This is a genomic window from Spartobacteria bacterium UBA695 (assembly GCA_002298145.1).
Taxonomy (GTDB): Bacteria; Verrucomicrobiota; Verrucomicrobiia; order Chthoniobacterales; family Chthoniobacteraceae; genus UBA695.
On sequence record DBMP01000017.1, the window covers coordinates 38,987 to 57,344 of the forward strand.

Genomic DNA, 18,358 nt, shown 5'->3' on the forward strand with positions numbered 1-18,358 from the left:
ATCCGGGCACACTGCGTGTAGCCGAATGCAATTCATGAAGCGGATTGTTTTTATGCTGCTGGCCGCGGTTTTGGCCTTTGCCGCCCCGGTCGATGCAGCCCCCCCATCTCCCATTGTCCCTCCGTTTGGCCTGAACTGGGGCCTGACCAAGGACCGGCTTTCGACGTTGCTCAAGGGGGCCAATGCCAAGGTAGTGGAGCGCCGGATGGTCGCCGGGCGGGAGGCCTGGAATGTGGAGGGCCTGGTGCTGGCCCATCTGCGCTGCACGGTGTTTTACTTCCGGGGCGAGGGGCTCGACGAGGCGGAGTTGCAGTACCAGGATAAGAACTGGCTGGAGAATGATTACAACGATTTCCTAAACCAGCTCCGGACGAGCCTGGATGGGAAGTTCGGCCCCGGCAAGCTCATCGCCCGCTCGAAGAACCCGCTTCCCGACGGGGTGATCCAGACGCTGACGGGCTACGAGTGGGTGCAGCCTGGCAATGCGGTGCAGCTTGTCTTTTTTAGCGCGGAGAATCCTTCGGAGGTCTACCGGCTGGTGAGCCTGCACTACAAGGAGCTGAAGTAGGCCTGGGCGCGGGCCTCCCCCCGCCCTTAGCACAAGGCTTCCATGACGATGGAGGCGAAGATGACCTGGGTGCGGTCTTCGACCTGTTCCGGGGTGAGCCGGAAGGCGTCGTAGACGAGGGTCCAGACGGTGCGCGGTTGACAAAGAAAGAGCACTTCGAAGCGGTGATCCACCGACGGGGCTTCGCCGCGAAAGGCAAAGCTCCTGACTCCGGCCCGGTCGCCGTTGGCCAGCGGGCTGACGAGTAGGTTGATGTTGCGCCCGAAGCCGAGCTCGATGGCGCGGCGGCGGCGCTGGATGATTTTCTGAAAGGCGGCTTCCTCCTGGCCGATCAAGGCGTTGGTCTCCTCGCGGATGAGGGCGATGTGTTCCTTGTGCTTTTCGGCGCTGCGGTAGAGCCACTGTTCAGGGTCGCCGGAGGGGCGCAGTTGCCAGCGCCCCGGCAGGGTTACTGTCAGTTCGTATTCGGAAAAAAAAGTCTCGCGTTGTTTCCAATGAGCCATGGTGGCGTAGAGCGAAAGTTCCAATCTACACCTTTTGGCAAGTATCACACTCGCTAATTTTTTCCAGGAATCAGGAAACGGGGGCGGCGGCGGCTCGCAAAATGCCGTTTTGCATCCGGCCCACGACGGAGAAAAGGGAGACTTGGGCGCACCAGTCGACGTCGGCTTCCCGGCCTTGGCGCTGGAGCGAGCGGCCATTTTTCGCCAGGCGCAGGGCGGCGCCGAGGTCGCTCTGGTGTTCGCGGTAGACGGAGCGGGCGGTTTGGGCGGCGTCGGTCAGTTCGGCTTCGGGAAAGGCGTGGGCGAGCATTCCGGCGGCCAGGACGTCTTCGAGGGCTAGTTCGCGGAAGGTGCCCGAGCAGACGAGGAGCACTTTCTCTGGCGCGCTTGCGCGGAGGCCTTCCTCCAGGGCTTTCATATTGAGGAGCGCCCCGGCCCAGACTTCTGCCGCCGCTGCGCAGGCTCGCAGGGCGACGGTGCCGTTGGTGGTGGTGGTGATGATCCGGCAGACGTCGGTGCGGCGGTATTCGAGGGGCGAGTTGCCGAGGTCGAAGCCGGGGATGCGGTCGCCGTACCGTTCGCCGCCGAGCAGCGCGTCGGGCCATTGGGCGCGGGCGGCTTGCGCCTCGTCGAGGGTTGCCACGGGCAGGATCTCCCGCACGCCGTTCGCCAGGCCCGTGAGGATGGATGAGGTGGCCCGCAGGACGTCGAATACGACGCAATGGGTCCGGGAGAGGTCGGCTTCAGGTAAATGGTCGATCTCGGCGGGTGTCAGGACGGCATCAATTTGCATAGAAACCCCGAGCCTACCAGAAAGAGGTGGCTCCGTGCCAGCCGATGGTGATGCCCACTGCTGCCAGCACTGCGCAGGAGAGGTAGGGGGCCCGACGGAGGGCGCCGCTGAAGTGCCCCAGGTGCTGGCCCGCCATCCGCACGCTCCAGGCGGCGGCGACTCCGGCGGCCACGAGCGTCGCGGCGAGGCCGAGGCTGAAGGCCCCCACTAGCGCGAAGCCGAGTGAAAAACGCTCCAGTTGCAGGCAGATGAGGAGCACGGAAAGCGCTGCCGGGCACGGCAGGAGGCCCCCGGTGAGGCCAAACATGACGATTTGCGGGGTGGTCACGGTGCGGTTGCCGAGCCGGGCCTGGATCTCCCGGGCGTGTGCGCGCTCGTGGTCATCCTGGAATTCGGGGTGATCGTGGTCGCCGTGGTGCGCGTGCTCGGCCTCGTGTTCCGCGGCGCGGGCGAGGTTCTCGCGGGTGCGCAGGAACATCCATCCGGCGAAACAGAGAATGAACGCCCCTGAGATTGTCTGAAAATACGGCTCAACATCCTCTGCGCGGAAGGCCCCGCCAAAGTAGATCCCCAGGGCGGCCAGGACCCAGATGACCAGGGTGTGCGAGAAGGCCGCTGATAAGCCCAGGAGCCCGGCTTGCCATACGGTGCCCCGGATGGCGATGATGAGGGCCGCCATCATGGTCTTGGAATGGCCCGGCTCCAGCCCGTGGAGGGCGCCCAAGATCAGCGCGGTGGGGAAAAAGAACCAGCCTGCGGCAGGGCCCGCTTGGAGTGTGGTGGTAAAATCAGGCATAAAAAAAGGGATGGGCAAGGTGCCTTTAAAGACGCGCTTGCCCTTAATGAAGTCTCAAATTGAGACTCAGTCTCATGACAGCTGATTTCTCAGGTTACGTCAAATCAAACCGGCTCGGCAAGGGAGGCTTGATTTTTACGCTGTTTGAACGCAGTTTTCCGGGGACCGGGGAATCATGCACCAACTCACCCTCCTTTTCCTCTATGCACTCCTCGTGGATGGCGTGGCTGCCGTCGTCGATGAAGTGGTCTCCGCAATGACCGGCGCTCCCACCGGGATTTCCGCATGGGCCTCGCTCTGCGTCCTTGGGCTGGCGTTGTTTTTGTTTACCGCGAGTGTTTTTACGCCCCGCGTTTCCAAGCGCATGGTGGTGCCGTGTGTGCTTTTTTTGGCGTTTTGCACGGTGTGGGGTGTGCTCTACGGTGGCGGGGAAGCGCTGCCGCTTTACGTGGCGGAGACGCTCCTTGCCCTCGGCTTTCTGGTGGGCTACCGGCATCCCTCGGGCAGCGGCCTCCAGGATTTCGCCGATACGCGGCCGACTTTCACGTGGCGCAATTTTATTTTAAGCCTGCCGCTTTACGCCCTGGTGCTGGGGGGAACGCTCGCGCTCAGTACGCTGGGCGCGGCCCAGAAGCTCCGTTGTAAGCTGGAGGAGTCGGTGGGCCGTTATCTGACGCTTGAGCGCGACGGGATCGCGGTGGAGGAGCGGTGCTTCCGCCAGGGGGACCGCGAGATCCGCCTTGTCGGGATGATCCACGTGGCCAAAAGCGGGTTTTACGACGAGATCACCAAGGCGCTTCCGGAGAAATCCGACGCGGTGGTGCTGCTGGAGGGGGTTACTGACCGCCAGAGCCTGCTCGCCGGGCGGCTTGATTATGCGCAGATCGCGGGCCTGGTGGGCATTGCTTCGCAGCGGGAGAGTTCGTTTACCCGCAAGGCGGTCGATGGGATGAAGCAGACGGGGACTGCCGAGGCGCAGGGGGAGGAGCCGCCCGCCGTGGAGTACCGCAGCGGGGACATTGACGTGGCCGAGTTCAGCCCGGCGACGGTCCGCTGGATTCAGGCGCTCCAGGAGATTTTGCAAAGCGCCACGGTGCGCGAGGCGGTGGATCAATTTGTCCAAAATAAGGAGGTGCTCGCGGCCGATACGGACACGGTTTACAGGGACATCCTTGATCGCCGCAACGAACATCTCCTGGGCGAAATCCAAAAAATGCTCAAGGACCACCGTACCGTCATCGTCCCGTGGGGGGCCAAGCATATGCCCGGGCTCCAGAAGGAGATCGAGAACTGGGGCTTTATGGAGACGGGCCGCGCGCGTCGGGAGGCGCTGCATTTCCAAAATAAAGTGCTCACCCGCGTGATTTCCCTGATGGACATGTTGCCGGGCGGGCTTCAGAATACACCGTAATTCGACCAACCTTGCCGGTATGAGACTGGACCAATGGCTGTGGGCGCTACGCGTTTATAAAACCCGTACTCGGGCGACCGAGGCGATTAAGGGTGGCCACGTGAAGGTGGGTGGCGCTCCGGTGAAGCCTGCGCACGAGGTGAAGCCCGGCCAGGAGATTACCGCGCGCACGGAGTCGCTGACCCGGACGCTGCGCGTGACCGGGCTGCCCCCCTCCCGCGTGGGAGCTAGGCTGGTGGTAAATTTTGCCGATGACCTGACGCCGCCGGAAGAGTATGCGCGGCAGAGGGAAATGGCTCTGCATACCGAGGGACTACGCCCCAAAGGACTGGGACGCCCGACTAAACGTGATCGTCGCCGCATGGAGGAATGGGAGCATGACGATTTTTGATTTTCCCGCACCGAATGATCCGAACGCAATGCCCCCCGTTGGCCCGAAAGGATTCGGGGGGAACACGATGGAACACTATGGCGGGGGAATCAGCCGAAGGGACTTTCTAAGGGGGCTTGCCGGAACCGGGGCGGGGCTGCTCCTGGGAGGGTGCCGCCGGACGCCCCGTTTTTCCGCCAAGATCGAGAGCCCGAGCGGTGCGCAGCGGGCGGTGGACGCGGCTCAGCGGTTCCGGGGAATGAGCCTGAACGTGGCCTCGGAGTCGGGCCCACAGGCCAGCGGGCTGATCCTGCGGGATGCCCCGCTCTGGGAAAAGCTCACGGGGATCCACATCAATGTCGTGGAGATCGGCAGCGATCTGAGCCGGTTCCGCTGGCTCATCCAGGAACACCGCGAGGGGGCGGGGACGCTGGATTGCGCCTCGGTGAGCCTGCCCTCGGCTCCGGACTTGGTGAATGCCGGGGTGCTGGAGCCGCTGGACGATTACATTGCCTACTACATGCCGCCGGGGGACCGCGGGGACATCCTGCCGCTGTTCCGGGATCTGGGGGAGTGGAACGGGCACCAGTACGGTCTCATGGATGATGGTGACAGCCTTCTGCTTTACTTCCGGAGCGATATTTTCGGCGACCGGGCGTTGCAGGAAAAATTCGCCGCGCACTACGGGCACCCGATGCGGGACCCACGTTCGTTCCGGTGGGGCGACTTTGTGGAGGCGCTGGAGTTCTTTAACGCCGAGCTGGGCCCGGAGGTTCACCCGCTGGCCCCGCTTTCGCTGGAGCTGTGTTGGAGCCTGTTCCAATACCGCCTGAGGCTGGAGGGCGGGGAGTTCTTCTCCAAATCGACGATGAAGCCGGGCGTGGCGTCTCCGGCGGGGGTGAGGGCGCTTTCGCAGGTTCAGCAGATGCTCGCCATGTCGGTATCCGGTAATACGATTATTCCCCCGATTGAGACGGCGATTGTCAGCTTTATGTCGGGCAAGAGCGCGATGGCTATTTTCTGGCCGCCGCTGGCCCGTTGGTGTGCAAATCTCTCCTCGACCAACGAAGCCTTCCGCTCCGCCCCGGGGAGCCAGGTGTCGGGCCGCACGTGCTATGCGCTGCTGCCCGATGGGTACACGGAGTTCTCCGTCGGGTTCATGCTCTCGGTGATGGCCCGCAGCCGCCGCAAGGAGGCTGCCTACTTGTTTTGCCAATGGCTCAATAGCCCGGAGGTGAGCCTGCCGCGCGTGATGTCCTTTGATAGTTTGCGCGATCCTTTCCGGCTCTCGCACCTGCACTCTCCCGAGTTCCGCAGGCTGTGGCCGGGTGTGGAGGTGTACCTCGATACGCTGGAGCGGGCGGGGACCTCGATGGCGCTGCTGGATTTGATGATGCTCGGGGCGAATGATTACGAGGCGGCTTTTTTCAAGGCGCTGACGGATCTCCGGCTGGGTTCGGATGTTAAAACAGTGCTAGATGAAATGGCGCAGGTGTGGGAGAATGTCACCACGCGCCTGGGCCGCCCCCGCCAGCGCCGCAGCTACCTCCAGTTCCTTAGCCGCCCCGGAGCCCAGCTGCCGCCTCGATCTTCCAAAGTATTACCCAGTCCCTCGACCTTCTCCTCGTGCGCTTCCCCCAGCGAATGAAAGCCGTCTCCCAGCGTGTGGTTTTTAAAATCGCCTTTGCGTTTGCGGCGGCGCTGCTTCCGCTGCTGGTGCTGATTCTCTGGGGGTTCCGGGAGAATGTGCGCGTGAGCGAGGAACGTATTTTGCGAAATCTCAGCCTGACCGCCGATGCCGTGGCCGCGCAGGTGGACGAGACGTTTGACGCTGCCGTGGGCCTGGCCTGGGCCGTGGCTGGCGACCCGTTTTGCGAAACGCGGGAGTCCGCAGAGCTTGACCGCCATTTGTCGCAGCTCGTCAAGAAGACGCCGCTCTTTGAAACGGTTGCCGTGTTTGACATTCAGGGGCGGAACCGGGGCTGGGGAAACCGCTCGCCGGTGGTGCAACGGCCGGATATTTCGGGGATGGAGTTCTTTCAAAACGTGATCGGTACCAACGGCCCGGTGATCTCGGAGGTGACCCGGGTATGGGGTGGCGATTCCGATTTTGGGGTGGTCGCGGCGGTGCCCATTCGCGACGCCAGCGGCAAGGTGGAGGGGGTTGTAGTGGTGATCCTGCAACCGGGGCAACTGGCCAAGTGGTACATGGAAAACCGGCTCCAGGCGGGCCAGAGCGTGTTCCTGGTGGACCGCGAGGGGCGCATGGCTTTCCACAGTGATGTGCGCCAGTTGTCGTTTGAGCAGAGTGGTTCGTTCCGGAATTTTCAGGCGGTGCGGTGGGCGCTTTCGGGGATTTCGCAGATGGAGGCGCGCTACCTGAGCCCGCTTTTCCACGACATTCGGATGGGGGCGTTCGTGCCCACGAGGGGCTATCAGTGGGCCGTGGGGGTGTCGATCCCGAGGGCGATTGCGCTGGCTCCGGTGAAGGCGAATCTCGCCCGGCAGTTGCTGGGCTTTGCGGGGGTGCTGCTCTTGAGCGTGGGGATTGTCGGCATCCTGGCCAAGCACCTGACGTCGCCGCTCGGTCGGCTGCAAGCCTACGCGCGGGCGCTGGGGCAGGGGGACCTTTCGCGCCGCGTGAAGCTCACGACGGGCGACGAGTTTGAGGATCTGGGGGATGCCTTCAACGATATGGCCCAGCAGATGGAGGAGCGGGATGCGAATCTGCGCAAAACTCAGGAGCGCTTTCGCATTACCTTTGAGCAGGCGGCGGTGGGCATCGCGCATGTGGCTCTCGACGGCCGCTGGCTGCGCGTTAACGACCGGCTGTGTACCATCCTGGGCTACTCGCGCGAGGAGCTCTTGCAAATGAAGTTCTGGGACATCACGCCCTCGCCGGACAAGCCGCGGGATGAGGAGGCCATTGAGCGGGCCAGCGGCGGCGAGCCCCGGGGGATGACGTTTGAAAAGCGCTTTTTCCGCAAGGATCAATCGATGGTCTGGGTGAACGTCACGCTGGCCCGGGCCCGCAACCTGGAACGCGCGGAGCCGCCCTATTTCATCAAGGTTGTCGAGGACATCAGCCATCGCAAGCAGATGGAGGCGGACCGCGAGGAGCTTCTGCGCAAGGAGCGGAGCGCCCGCGCTGCGGCCGAGACGGCCATTCGTACGAAAGACCAGTTTGTGGCCGTGGTGAGCCATGAACTGCGCTCGCCCCTGACCCCGGCGTTGGCCGCTGTTGATCTGATGGAGAACGCGTCGAATCTGAGCCCAGAACAGGTGGAAAATCTCCGGATCATCCGGGGTAATATCGAGATGGAGAGCCGCCTTATCAGCGATCTGCTTGATCTGACGCGCATTCAGCAGGCCAAGTTCGAGCTGCATCTCCAGACGGTGGACGTGCACGGGCTGTTGCGCGAGGTGGCTTCGTTTTTCTCCACGGAAATCCGGGAAAAGGGGCTTGCCGTGGAGTTTGAGTTTTTCGCCGAGCCGCATGAGTTGCTGGCCGATCCCGGGCGGCTGCGGCAGGTGTTCTGGAACCTGCTGGGCAACGCGGTGAAGTTCACGGGGGATGGGGGGCGCATTCTTTTTCGCTCCAGCGTGCGGGAGGGGAGGCTGCATATTGAGGTGTGCGACACGGGCATTGGCATCGCGCCGGAAATTATCTCGCAGGTGTTCGAGGCGTTCCGGCAGGGGGAGCATACGATTTCGCGGCGCTATGGCGGGATGGGGCTCGGGCTGACGATTTCCAAGGCGCTGGTGGAGAGCCACGGCGGCCAGATATCCGTGGCGAGTAAAATCGGCGAGGGGACGGTCTTTACCGTGGAGCTGCCGCTGCCGCCGGTGACGGCTCCCCGGGTGGAGCCGCCCAGGCCGATCGAGAGCGGGGCCGCCCAGCAGTCGCCGCGCCGGATTCTGCTGGTGGAGGATAACGTGGAGGCACTGCGGATGCTGGCCCGGCTGCTCGAACGCGCGGGGCACACGGTGACGCAGGCCAAGTCCGCTGCGGAGGCGCTCGAAGCGGCCCGCAAGGCCGGGGTCGATCTGCTCATTAGCGACATCGGGCTGCCTGATTCCACCGGCTGGGATCTCTTTCGCGAGCTGCGCAAGACCTGCCCGGAGGCCCAGGGCATTGCGATGAGCGGCTTTGGCACACCGGAGGATATCGAGCGCAGCCGGGAGGCGGGCTATAGCGGCCACCTGATCAAGCCGATCGACTACAAGCTGCTTAAAAAGCTGATCGAGCAGATGACGGGATGGCTCTAGATGTGGAGCGCGGTTTTAGCCGAGCTGCTCGCGCACCACGGCGTCGATCTCCGGGGCGGCTTTCGTGGCCGGTAGGTAAAAGACGCGTTCGAAGACGTTGCCGTCGACGGCCGGTTCGGGTTCGAGGTTGTTGAGGATTTTATAGCCCTGGAACTGGGCGGCCATGGAGGTGACAGGCAGGACGACGCCGCTGGTGCCGATGACGACGACCACGTCGCGCGAGGTCAGCTCTGCGAAGGTCTCCCAGAGCCGATCGTACTGGGGAGCCGGTTCGTTGAAGAAGACGATGTGCGGCCGGGCGTCCCTGACGGAGCGGCAGCGGGGGCAGGCCGCGCCCTCGGGCCACTCCGCGTAGCCGATGTTCCAGAGGTGGCCGCAGGCGGCGCAGGTCATCTCGGGTAGGAAGCCGTGGAGGTGGACGACGTCGCGGCAACCGGCGCGCTCCAGCAAGTCATCGACGTTCTGGGTGAGCAGGACGGTGTCGTAGCGGGCCTGCCAGGCGGCGATCTGCCGGTGGGCGGCGTTGGGAAGGGCGGTGGCGAGCTGGGTGCGCCGGGCGTTGTAAAAGGCCTGGACGAGGGGGAAATTGGCCCGCCAGGTGTGGCCGTTGCAAACGGTGTCGATCGAGTGGTTCTCCCAGAGGCCGTTCTGGTCGCGGAAGGTGCGCAAGCCGCTTTCGGCGCTGAGTCCGGCTCCGGTGAGGATAACGAGTCTGGGCATGGGGGCGATGTTCTTTCGATTCGGCGGATTTGACAAGTGCGCGCGTGTTTTCCCGCCCGTTGGAGCGGGGCGGCGGATTTTACCCGATTTTCACCGAACCGTGACTTGTTTGCCGCAAGGCGTCGGTGATATGGGTGGGACCGGATTTTCCCAAAAACATTATGAAATCGACCATCCAGCGCGCCGTTGCGGTTTCCGCGATCCTGTTTTCAGCTCTGTTACCGTTGCCTGGGGCGGCATGGGGGCAGACGGCGGCTCCGGCAGCGCCTTCAGCGGCGAAGGCTTCGGCGTCGCCCAAGCAGGCCGGAGGGTATTACCTTACGGGAGCGGAAAAACCTTTCGCGACGTTCCCGCCCGCGCCACGGCTCAATTCGGAGAGCGACCACACGGACCTCCTCATCACGCTGGCTGCGCAGGGTACGCGCAACAGCGACCAGGTGCAGGAAGCCTGGGCTGACCGGAGTTTCGCCGAGGCGCAAAAGGCGCTGGATCACCTGGTCGATCCCGCTTTTGAAACGACCTACCCTGAAAACTCCGCCGTCTCGGCGTTGCTGAAGCGCGCGTCCGGGGATGGGGCGATGGTTTTGTTCGCGCTTAAGAAGCGCAACCAGCGGCCCCGGCCGTACGTGCAGCACCCGGGGCTGGTGGTGCCGCTCTTTACCGTGAGCGATTTCAGCTACCCGAGCGGGCACTCGGCAGGGTCGCAACTGCGGGCGCGGCTGCTTGCCGAGCTTTTCCCGAACCGCGCGGCGGATGTGCTGCAAAAGGCGAAGGTCATCGCCGACAGCCGCGTTGTGGCCGGGGTCCATTACGAGAGCGACATCGAGGCCGGGCTAAGCCTGGGCGACCTGGTTTTCGCGGAGCTGAACGAGAACCCGAAATTTCGCCAGGACCTCGCCGCCGCCAAGGCGCAGATCGCCGGGAAGTAAGCCCGGGGATAGCAAGTCACTTCGGTCTTTTTGAGCGCGGGCGCATCGCGGGATGCCCCGCGCTTTTGCGTGCGCAAATCCCGCGCGGCGTTTTGATACCGAACGGTGCATTCGCCCGGGATTTTGCGCGCTTTAGGAACATTTCCCCCCGGGCCGTCGAAAGCCGCTATTCCGGAGGAAATCTGCTCCTGGAAAAATTTACAGAGAACGAACATTCCTAAAATTGCGTGAACTCGCGGTTGGCATGGTGGCTGCTAAAGGCATGCGGCGAACCAAAATCCACTGGGTCATTCCAACGGATCCATCAACCAGAATCATACTCAATGACACGCAAAGTAGCATTTTACGGCAAAGGTGGCATCGGCAAGTCCACCACTCAACAAAACACCGCTGCGGCCCTTGCGGCTGTTCACGGGAAGAAAGTGTTCATCCACGGGTGCGACCCCAAGGCCGACTGTACGCGCCTGGTCCTTGGCGGCAAGCCGCAGGAGACCATCATGGATACGCTTCGCGAAAAGGGCGAGGAAGCCATTACGATCGACGCCGTGGTCAACCAGGGCTTCGGCGGCATCCGCTGTGTGGAATCCGGCGGCCCGGAGCCCGGCGTCGGCTGCGCTGGTCGCGGCGTTATTACGTCCATCAACTTGATGGAAGAACTCGGCGCCTATAGCGAGGATCTCGACTTCGTCCACTTTGACGTCCTGGGCGACGTGGTGTGCGGCGGTTTTGCCATGCCGATCCGCGAGGGCAAGGCGCAGGAAGTCTACATCGTTGCCTCGGGGGAGATGATGGCGACCTACGCCGCCAATAACATTTGCAAAGGACTCCTCAAATACGCCGATCAGTCGGGCGTTCGCTTGGGCGGCATCATTTGCAATAGCCGCAAGGTCGATAACGAACTCGAAATGATGCTGGAATTCACCGCGGCCCTCGGCACGCAGATGATCCACTTCGTCCCACGCGATAACATCGTGCAAAAGGCTGAGTTCAACAAAAAGACGGTCATCGATTACGATCCGAACGTCAACCAGGCGCACGAATACGCGGAACTGGCCCGCAAAATCATCGAGAACGAAATGTTCGTCAAGCCGAAGCCCCTCACCATGCCCGAGCTGGAAAAGATGGTGGCGCGCTACGGCCTGATGGACTAGCGGCCTACATACTCAACTCATACAGCGATATGCCATACCATACCTTTAAATGCAGCGAGTGCATTCCCGAGCGGGCGATGCACGCCGTGGTCAAGGGGCCCGGGGAAGATCTCACCTCCTGCCTTCCGCTGGGGTACCTGAACACCATTCCGGGGACCATCTCCGAGCGCGGCTGCGCCTTCTGCGGCGCGAAGCACGTGATCGGCGCTCCGATGAAAGACGTCATCCACCTCTGCCACGGCCCCGTGGGATGCACCTACGACACCTGGCATACCAAGCGCTACATTAGCGACAACGACAACAACCAGCTCAAGTACGCCTGGGCCACCGACGTGAAGGAAAAGAACGTCGTCTTCGGCGCGGAGAAGCTGCTCAAGAAAACCATCATCGACACCTTCAAGGCGCAGCCGCACCTCAAGCGGATGACGATCTACCAAACCTGCGCCACGGCCCTCATCGGCGATGACATGGACGCGGTGGCCCGGGAAGTGATGGAGGAGCTTGGCGACGTGGACATCTTTGTTTGCAACGCGCCCGGGTTCGGCGGGCCGAGCCAATCCGGTGGCCATCACAAGATCAATATCGCGTGGGTCGACCAGAAAGTCGGCACCAAGGAGCCGAAGATCGAGAGCGATTATGTGATCAACTATGTGGGGGATTACAACATCCAGGGCGACGCGGAGATCATGTGCGATTACTTCCACCGCATGGGCATCCAGGTGCTCTCGACCTTCACGGGCAACAGTACCTTTGACGAGCTTGCCACCATGCACCGGGCGCACCTTAACGTGCTCGAATGCGCTCGCTCGGCCGAGTACATCTGCAACGAGCTGCGTGTGCGCTACGGCATCCCGCGCCTCGATATCGACGGGTTCGGGTTTGACTTGCTTAACGAATCGCTCATGAAAGTGGCCATGTTCTTCGGCCTCGAAGAGAAGGCGCAGAAGATCATCGACGAGGAGAATGCGCGCTGGAGGCCGGAGCTCGACTGGTATGCCCGCCGCCTCAAGGGCAAGCGCATCTGCCTCTGGCCAGGCGGCTCCAAGCTCTGGCACTGGGCTCACGTTATCGAAGAGGAAATGGGCGTGAAGGTGGTCTCCGTTTACTCGAAATTCGGCCACCAGGGCGACTTCGAAAAAGGCGTCGCGCGGTGCTCGGAAGGAGCGCTTGCCATTGACGATCCCAACGAACTCGAAGCGCTGGAGGCGATGGAGGAACTGAAGCCCGACATCATTCTGACCGGGATGCGTCCGGGTGAAGTGGCCAAGAAAATCCGCATCCCCTACCTCAACATCCACGCCTACCACAACGGGCCCTACAAGGGTTACGAAGGCTGGGTGCGCCTGGCTCGCGACCTCTACAACGCCATTTACTCGCCGATGTACCAGCTCGCCGCCATCGATATCAGCAAGGACGAGATTCCGCTGGAGAGGGGCTTCCGGTCGCGCCGGATGATCTCCGACGTCACGCTCTCTCCTGAGGAGGCGAATGTCGAAGGAGAACATCCCTATACCGGTGAGTATGATAACGTCACACGCCTCCGGACGAAGGTTTACCCGGAGCTGGAGGCACAACGCGCCAAGCACCAGGAGGCCGCCGAAGAAGTGCTCGTGCCCGCCAAATAGAAAGGAGCCGACCATGGACGAAACAATGAAAGAAAAAATCGAAATTCTAGCGGATTACATCATGCACCGCTGCCTGTGGCAGTTCCACTCCCGCGCGTGGGATCGCGAACGGCAGAACGCCCAAATCCTGGGCGTCGCCAAGCAGCTCTTGCTGGGCGAGGAGCCGGATCTTTCGACGCCGGAGCTGAAGTGCTACTGGCTCGACGGCTTCCACCTTGCCAAGGGCTTCCGACAACGCTTTGACTGGGTCAACCAGATGAGCAAAGAGGAACTCGCAACGCTCATGGATGGGCTTAAGGAACGGGTGGATTACCTGACGATCCACGGATCGCTGAACAAGGAACTGACGGTGGCCGCGTACTAATCTCGGCCCGAATACCAAGAAAGGAACTATATGGGAGATACAAAGTTTTGTGAACTGAAACCAAAAGATCGCGCCGGGGTCATCAACCCAATCTTCACCTGCCAGCCCGCGGGTGCTCAGTACGCCAGCATCGGCGTGAAGGACTGCACCGCCATCGTTCACGGCGGCCAGGGCTGCGTGATGTTCGTGCGGCTGCTCTTCGGGCAGCAATTTAAGGAAAACTTCGACATCGCCTCCTCCTCGCTGCACGAGGATGGCGCGGTGTTCGGAGCCACCAAGCGGGTGGAGGATGCCGTGGATGTGCTCTTGATGCGCTACCCGGAGGTGAAGGTGGTGCCCATCATTACCACCTGCTCCACGGAGATCATTGGCGACGACATCGATGGCGTTGTGACCAAGCTCAATAAGGGCCTGCTCAAACAGAAGTACGCCGGGCGGGAGGTCCACCTCATCCCGATGCATACGCCGAGCTTCACCGGCAGTATGATTACCGGGTATGATCTCGCCGTGAAGGACTTCGTCGAGCACTTTGCCAAGAAGACGGAGCCCAACGGCAAGCTCAACCTCCTCACGGGCTGGGTGAACCCCGGTGACGTGACGGCCCTCAAGCACCTGCTCGCGGAGATGCAGGTGGATGCCACGGTGCTCTTTGAAATCGAGAACTTCGATTCGCCGCTGATGCCGGACAAGAGCGCCGTTTCGCACGGCGATACGACGATCGAGGATCTGCAAGGCACGGCCAACGCCATCGGGACCCTCGCGCTCAACCGTTACGAGGGAGCCCAGGCGGCTCAGTATTTGAAGAGCGAGTTTGACGTGCCCGCGATTATCGGGCCGACACCCATCGGCATTCGCAATACGGACATTTTCCTGAAAAATGTCTCGGCCATGACGGGCAAGCCGATCCCGCGCTCGCTGGTGGAGGAGCGGGGGCGGGCGGTGGACGCCATCGTCGATCTCTCGCACATGTTCTTCGCCGACAAAAAGGTGGCCATCTATGGCAACCCGGACCTGGTGATCGGCCTGGCGGAGTTCTGCCTCGATATGGAAATGAAGCCGGTGCTCCTGCTGCTGGGCGACGACAACCCCAGCTACAAGAACGATCCGCGCATCAAGGCATTGCAGGAAAACGTCGACTACAAGATGGAGATCATCACCAATGCCGACATCATGGATCTGGAAAGCCGGATCAAGAACAAGGAAGTGGAACTCGACTTGATCCTGGGCCACTCCAAGGGCCGCTGGACTTCCATCGACAATGGCGTGCCGATGGTGCGCGTCGGCTTTCCGACCTTCGACCGCGCGGGCGGCTACCGCCATCCGGTGGTCGGCTACGCGGGGGCGATCTGGCTGGCCGAGCAAATGGCCAACACGATCTTTACCGATATGGAATACAAGCGGAACAAAGAGTGGATTCTCAACGTGTGGTAGGGATTGTGTAACCCGGGGTTGGGGTGGAGAAAGGGGCTCTTTCTCCATCCCTCCGGCGGGTTTTGGCTCGCCTTTCGGCTCCAGAAGCGGTTCTCTGAAGGAAAACTAGTCATGAAAGTTTCTTCAGCGGATGGTGTGGTCCCGGCCCGGGGTTCGGGTTTGGGCGTGAAAGATGCGAGCCGCCTTTTCTTTGCCTACGGCTCCAATATGAATACGGCGCAGGTGCGGGCACGCTGCGGCAGCCAGCCTAGGGCGCTGGGGCCCGCGCGGCTCCCCGGTTACCGGATGGCCTTTTACGGGCAGTCGAAAAAATGGGACGGCGCGCAGGAAACCCTCGACCGCGAACCGGCCGGGGAAGTCTGGGGCGTCGTCTACGCGCTGGATTTCGGCGCGGCGGAGAAGCTGGACGGCTTCCAGGATGTGCGCATGGATGGCGCGGGCGCGTATTTTCATTATCCCACCGAAGTCGTCACCGCCAGCGGCGAGAAGCTAGAGGTGGTGTTATACAAGAAAGATCAGGCTGAGGAGCCCGGCGAACCGAGCCGGGAATACCTCGGGTTCATTCTCGAGGGCGCGGAGGAACACGGCTTGCCCGCGGCTTACATTGAGCAACTCAAGGCTACGCCGTCGCATCCCGCGCGCTACGAGGTTCCCCGGAGATCTAAGTACGACGATCTCATGGGCGTGGGCTGTACGAAGTGCGGCGATTTGCGCGCGTCCAAAGGCGGCCCTGGGCTTAACGTGGTGGCGGATTCGGATGACGAGTAATATTTTTTTTAAGAAGCAGTAAATCTATGGAAACATCAGTGGAAACCCATCCTCATGGCGCGATGCGCCGGAAGGATCGCGAAATCACCGACCGGGCGGAAATGGACGCCATCATCCTTTCCTCCAAGGTGATGCACCTGGCGCTGGCCGACAATAACGTGCCGTTCATCGTTCCTGTTTATTATGATTACGACGGGACGGCGCTCTATTTTCACTCCGCGCAGAAGGGTTCTAAAATGGAGATCCTGAAGCGGAACAATTTGGTTTGCTTTGAAATTTCGATCGATGCGGGCATCATTCCGAGCGACAAGGCATGCGACTTCGAGGCCAAACACCGCACGGTGATCGGCCTGGGCCGCGCCTCGTTTGTCGAGGGGACGGAAGCGAAGCGCCAGATCCTTCACCGGATCGTTGCCCGCTTTACGGACAAAAAATTCGACCTGCCCGACGGCAATGTGAACGCTGCCGGGGTGGTCCGGATCGAGATCGAATCGATCAAGGGGAAAAAGCACGGTTTCTGAAACCCACACCCCGACCTTTGCTGTTGAAGGCATGGTAAGTAAGCGTCCCGTCCGGTTGCGGCAGACTCCCGGGCGGGGCCTCTTGTCTAGTTAACAAGGTGTATAGGATTAGCCGCAAAGAGGCGCAAAAAGCGCAACAGAAGACCTGAATCTTTTTTTGCGCCTCTTGCGCTTTTTCGCGGCTATTTTCGACCGCGCCTAAAGCGTTTCTTTTAAAGCCAGAGCCGCCGCCGGGTGGGGCGCGGGGGCGTCGCCGCGCCGAAATTCCTTGAAGGTGAGTTGGTAGCGCTTCATGCGCAGGCTCATGGTCCTGCGGGTGAGGCCGAGTTCCTTCGACGCGTCGCTGACGTTGCCGTGGTGCAGCCGCAACGCTCCGACGAGCATCTCGTATTCGACCGCCGCGAGCTTGGCTTCCAGGCCGCCGGGGATGTTCGTTTCCGAAAACACCGGCAGTTGCAGCGAGAGCGGCAGGTTGTAGCTGTGGATGGCGCTGTCTTCGGTGAGGATCACCGCCCGCTCGATCACGTTTTCCAGTTCGCGTACGTTGCCCGGCCAGTGGTAGTTGGTGAGCATGTTGAGCGCGGGCGTGGTGATGCGCGTGATCTGTTTGCCGTTCTCCTTGGCGAAGCGTGCTACGAAATGTTCGGCCAGTGTGATAACGTCGCTGCCCCGGTCCCGCAAGGGTGGGATGACCAGCGGAAAGACGTTGAGGCGGAAGTAAAGATCCTCGCGGAAGCGGCCTTCCTCGACCATTTTCGCCAGGTCTTTATTGGTGGCGGCGACGATGCGGATGTTGACCGTTACGGTTGCGTTGCCGCCCACGCGCTCGAACGCCCGCTCCTGGAGCACGCGCAGGAGCTTGGCCTGGACGGAGAGGGAGAGCTCGCCCACTTCGTCCAAAAACAGGGTGCCGCCGTCGGCTTCCTCAAAGCGCCCCTTGCGTAGCTGCGTGGCCCCGGTAAAGGAGCCTTTTTCGTGGCCGAAGAGCTCGCTTTCCACGACGCTTTCCGGCAGCGCCGCGCAGTTGAATTTCACCATCGGGCCCGTTGGGTTGGGGCCGTCGTAGTGGATGGCATTGGCGATCATTTCCTTGCCCACGCCGCTCTCGCCGAGGAGCAGCACGGTGGTCTTGGTCTTGGCCACTTTTTGGAGCAGGGCGAAGACCTCCATCATGGCCTTGGAGGAGCCGATGATGTTGGAGGGTTTGTAGCGGGCCTGGAGCTCATCCACCAACTGCCGGTGGCGCTGTTCCCAGAGCACTTTGTCGATGTTCTCCACCAGGAAGAGTTCCACGGCCTGGGCGAGCATGTAGGAGGCGACGACGAGTACGTCGAGGTGTTTGGAAAGCAGCTCTTCGTTGTCGTAGAGCCGCAGGGCGTTGATGGTTCCGAGGACTTTCTGGCCCCGCAGAATCGGTACGCAGATGAAGGATTTGTCGCGGTCCTTGACCCTCAGGAGGCTGCCGGTGCGGTTCAAGAACGCGGGCTCGTCGCCGATCCGGGGTACGATGATCGGCTTGGCGTTTTCCACGACTTGGCCGGTGATGCCCTCGCCCGGCAGGTAGACGCCCCGGGCCTGTTCTTCGCCGGTGAGGCCGACCGATTTGTGGATGAAAATGCGCCCGGTCTCGCGGTGGTGCAGGTTGATCATGGCCTGCTCCACGCCCATATCAAGGCGCATGTAGTTGAGGAGGGCGTCGAGGGCCAGAGAGAGGTCGTTCTGGGTCGAGATGGCCCGGCCCATGGCGAAAAGCAACGGGACGATCCGCCCCCGGCAGATGCCCGCGTGGCATTCTTTGAGTTTCGGGTTGTTGTGTTTGGCAACCCCGGTGTAGCACTCCTTTGCAAATGTATGGCTGTGTTGGCTTTCGCACATAGAGATGGATTCCCTATGGCTGTCCTTAGCACTCTACATGCCATGGGGCCGAATTGGGCGAAATCATCTGGACCTTTTGGGTACAAAGGCGTTTTGACGGCCATTTTCGGGAAATGGCGCAGGTGGCTCCAACCTTGAAATGCACCGAATGGTGCAAACCGGGCCTGGAAATGTACCGAAACGTACATTTCCAGGCGGGGAACGGGTGCCCCCCCAGGGGCCTTTCCCTGAGGCTGGAGTGCAGGAAAAGGCGGGGGCTTTTCT

At 61.7% G+C, this 18,358-nt stretch carries 17 protein-coding genes; 12 read left to right on the plus strand and 5 right to left on the minus strand.

The window, feature by feature from the left end; all coding sequences use genetic code 11:
* Positions 1 to 34 precede the first annotated feature (34 nt).
* Positions 35 to 568 (plus strand): hypothetical protein, encoded by a 534-nt coding sequence (locus tag B2828_RS11065; RefSeq protein WP_479633804.1) that lies wholly within the window; start codon positions 35 to 37, stop codon positions 566 to 568.
* A gap of 26 nt (positions 569 to 594) precedes the next feature.
* Here B2828_RS11065 and B2828_RS11070 read toward each other — a convergent pair whose 3' ends face one another.
* From B2828_RS11070 to B2828_RS11080, 3 genes are all read right to left on the minus strand, one after another.
* Positions 595 to 1,071, minus strand: a complete 477-nt coding sequence (locus B2828_RS11070; protein ID WP_479633805.1) for a hypothetical protein — start codon at positions 1,069 to 1,071, stop codon at positions 595 to 597.
* A 70-nt stretch (positions 1,072 to 1,141) separates the two neighbouring features.
* Positions 1,142 to 1,864 (minus strand): 2-phosphosulfolactate phosphatase, encoded by a 723-nt coding sequence (locus B2828_RS11075; protein ID WP_479633806.1) that lies wholly within the window; start codon positions 1,862 to 1,864, stop codon positions 1,142 to 1,144.
* Positions 1,865 to 1,877: 13 nt separating this feature from the next.
* Entirely contained in the window at positions 1,878 to 2,660 is a 783-nt protein-coding gene (locus tag B2828_RS11080; RefSeq protein ID WP_479633807.1) for a nickel/cobalt efflux transporter, read from the minus strand.
* Between the two features lie 175 nt (positions 2,661 to 2,835).
* Here B2828_RS11080 and B2828_RS11085 point away from each other — a divergent pair, with 175 nt between their 5' ends.
* The 4 genes from B2828_RS11085 to B2828_RS11100 all read left to right on the plus strand — a co-directional run bounded on the left by B2828_RS11085 (position 2,836) and on the right by B2828_RS11100 (position 8,710).
* A complete protein-coding gene (locus tag B2828_RS11085) occupies positions 2,836 to 4,071 on the plus strand; it encodes a TraB/GumN family protein (protein WP_479633808.1) in 1,236 nt (411 codons plus the stop codon).
* A gap of 19 nt (positions 4,072 to 4,090) precedes the next feature.
* Positions 4,091 to 4,462, plus strand: coding sequence for an RNA-binding S4 domain-containing protein (locus tag B2828_RS11090; RefSeq protein ID WP_479633809.1), 372 nt, complete (start codon positions 4,091 to 4,093; stop codon positions 4,460 to 4,462).
* A gap of 67 nt (positions 4,463 to 4,529) precedes the next feature.
* Complete coding sequence (locus B2828_RS11095; RefSeq protein WP_479633810.1) at positions 4,530 to 6,089, plus strand: extracellular solute-binding protein; 1,560 nt, start codon at positions 4,530 to 4,532, stop codon at positions 6,087 to 6,089.
* Positions 6,086 to 8,710, plus strand: coding sequence for an ATP-binding protein (locus B2828_RS11100; RefSeq protein WP_479633811.1), 2,625 nt, complete (start codon positions 6,086 to 6,088; stop codon positions 8,708 to 8,710). The genes B2828_RS11095 and B2828_RS11100 overlap by 4 nt, the downstream gene beginning before the upstream one ends.
* A gap of 15 nt (positions 8,711 to 8,725) precedes the next feature.
* Here B2828_RS11100 and B2828_RS11105 read toward each other — a convergent pair whose 3' ends face one another.
* Entirely contained in the window at positions 8,726 to 9,430 is a 705-nt protein-coding gene (locus B2828_RS11105) for an SIR2 family NAD-dependent protein deacylase (protein ID WP_479633812.1), read from the minus strand.
* A 161-nt stretch (positions 9,431 to 9,591) separates the two neighbouring features.
* On the opposite strand from B2828_RS11105, the gene B2828_RS11110 reads away from it, so the two are divergent.
* The 7 genes from B2828_RS11110 to B2828_RS11140 all read left to right on the plus strand — a co-directional run bounded on the left by B2828_RS11110 (position 9,592) and on the right by B2828_RS11140 (position 16,219).
* Positions 9,592 to 10,359: a phosphatase PAP2 family protein gene (locus tag B2828_RS11110; RefSeq protein WP_479633813.1), complete on the plus strand. Its 768-nt coding sequence runs from the start codon at positions 9,592 to 9,594 to the stop codon at positions 10,357 to 10,359.
* Positions 10,360 to 10,682: 323 nt separating this feature from the next.
* Positions 10,683 to 11,510 carry a nitrogenase iron protein gene (gene nifH / locus B2828_RS11115; RefSeq protein WP_479633814.1) on the plus strand — a complete coding sequence of 276 codons (828 nt, stop codon included), beginning with the start codon at positions 10,683 to 10,685 and terminating at the stop codon, positions 11,508 to 11,510.
* Positions 11,511 to 11,539: 29 nt separating this feature from the next.
* A complete protein-coding gene (anfD, locus tag B2828_RS11120) occupies positions 11,540 to 13,135 on the plus strand; it encodes a nitrogenase iron-iron protein, alpha chain (RefSeq protein WP_479633815.1) in 1,596 nt (531 codons plus the stop codon).
* Positions 13,136 to 13,148: 13 nt separating this feature from the next.
* A complete protein-coding gene (gene anfG, locus B2828_RS11125; RefSeq protein WP_479633816.1) occupies positions 13,149 to 13,499 on the plus strand; it encodes a Fe-only nitrogenase subunit delta in 351 nt (116 codons plus the stop codon).
* A 30-nt stretch (positions 13,500 to 13,529) separates the two neighbouring features.
* Positions 13,530 to 14,930, plus strand: coding sequence for a Fe-only nitrogenase subunit beta (gene anfK / locus B2828_RS11130; RefSeq protein ID WP_479633817.1), 1,401 nt, complete (start codon positions 13,530 to 13,532; stop codon positions 14,928 to 14,930).
* Positions 14,931 to 15,041: 111 nt separating this feature from the next.
* Positions 15,042 to 15,698, plus strand: coding sequence for a gamma-glutamylcyclotransferase family protein (locus tag B2828_RS11135; RefSeq protein WP_479633818.1), 657 nt, complete (start codon positions 15,042 to 15,044; stop codon positions 15,696 to 15,698).
* Between the two features lie 26 nt (positions 15,699 to 15,724).
* A complete protein-coding gene (locus B2828_RS11140) occupies positions 15,725 to 16,219 on the plus strand; it encodes a pyridoxamine 5'-phosphate oxidase family protein (protein WP_479633819.1) in 495 nt (164 codons plus the stop codon).
* Positions 16,220 to 16,417: 198 nt separating this feature from the next.
* On the opposite strand, the gene B2828_RS11145 is transcribed toward B2828_RS11140, so the two are convergent.
* Entirely contained in the window at positions 16,418 to 18,094 is a 1,677-nt protein-coding gene (locus tag B2828_RS11145; RefSeq protein WP_479633820.1) for a sigma 54-interacting transcriptional regulator, read from the minus strand.
* Positions 18,095 to 18,358 lie beyond the last annotated feature (264 nt).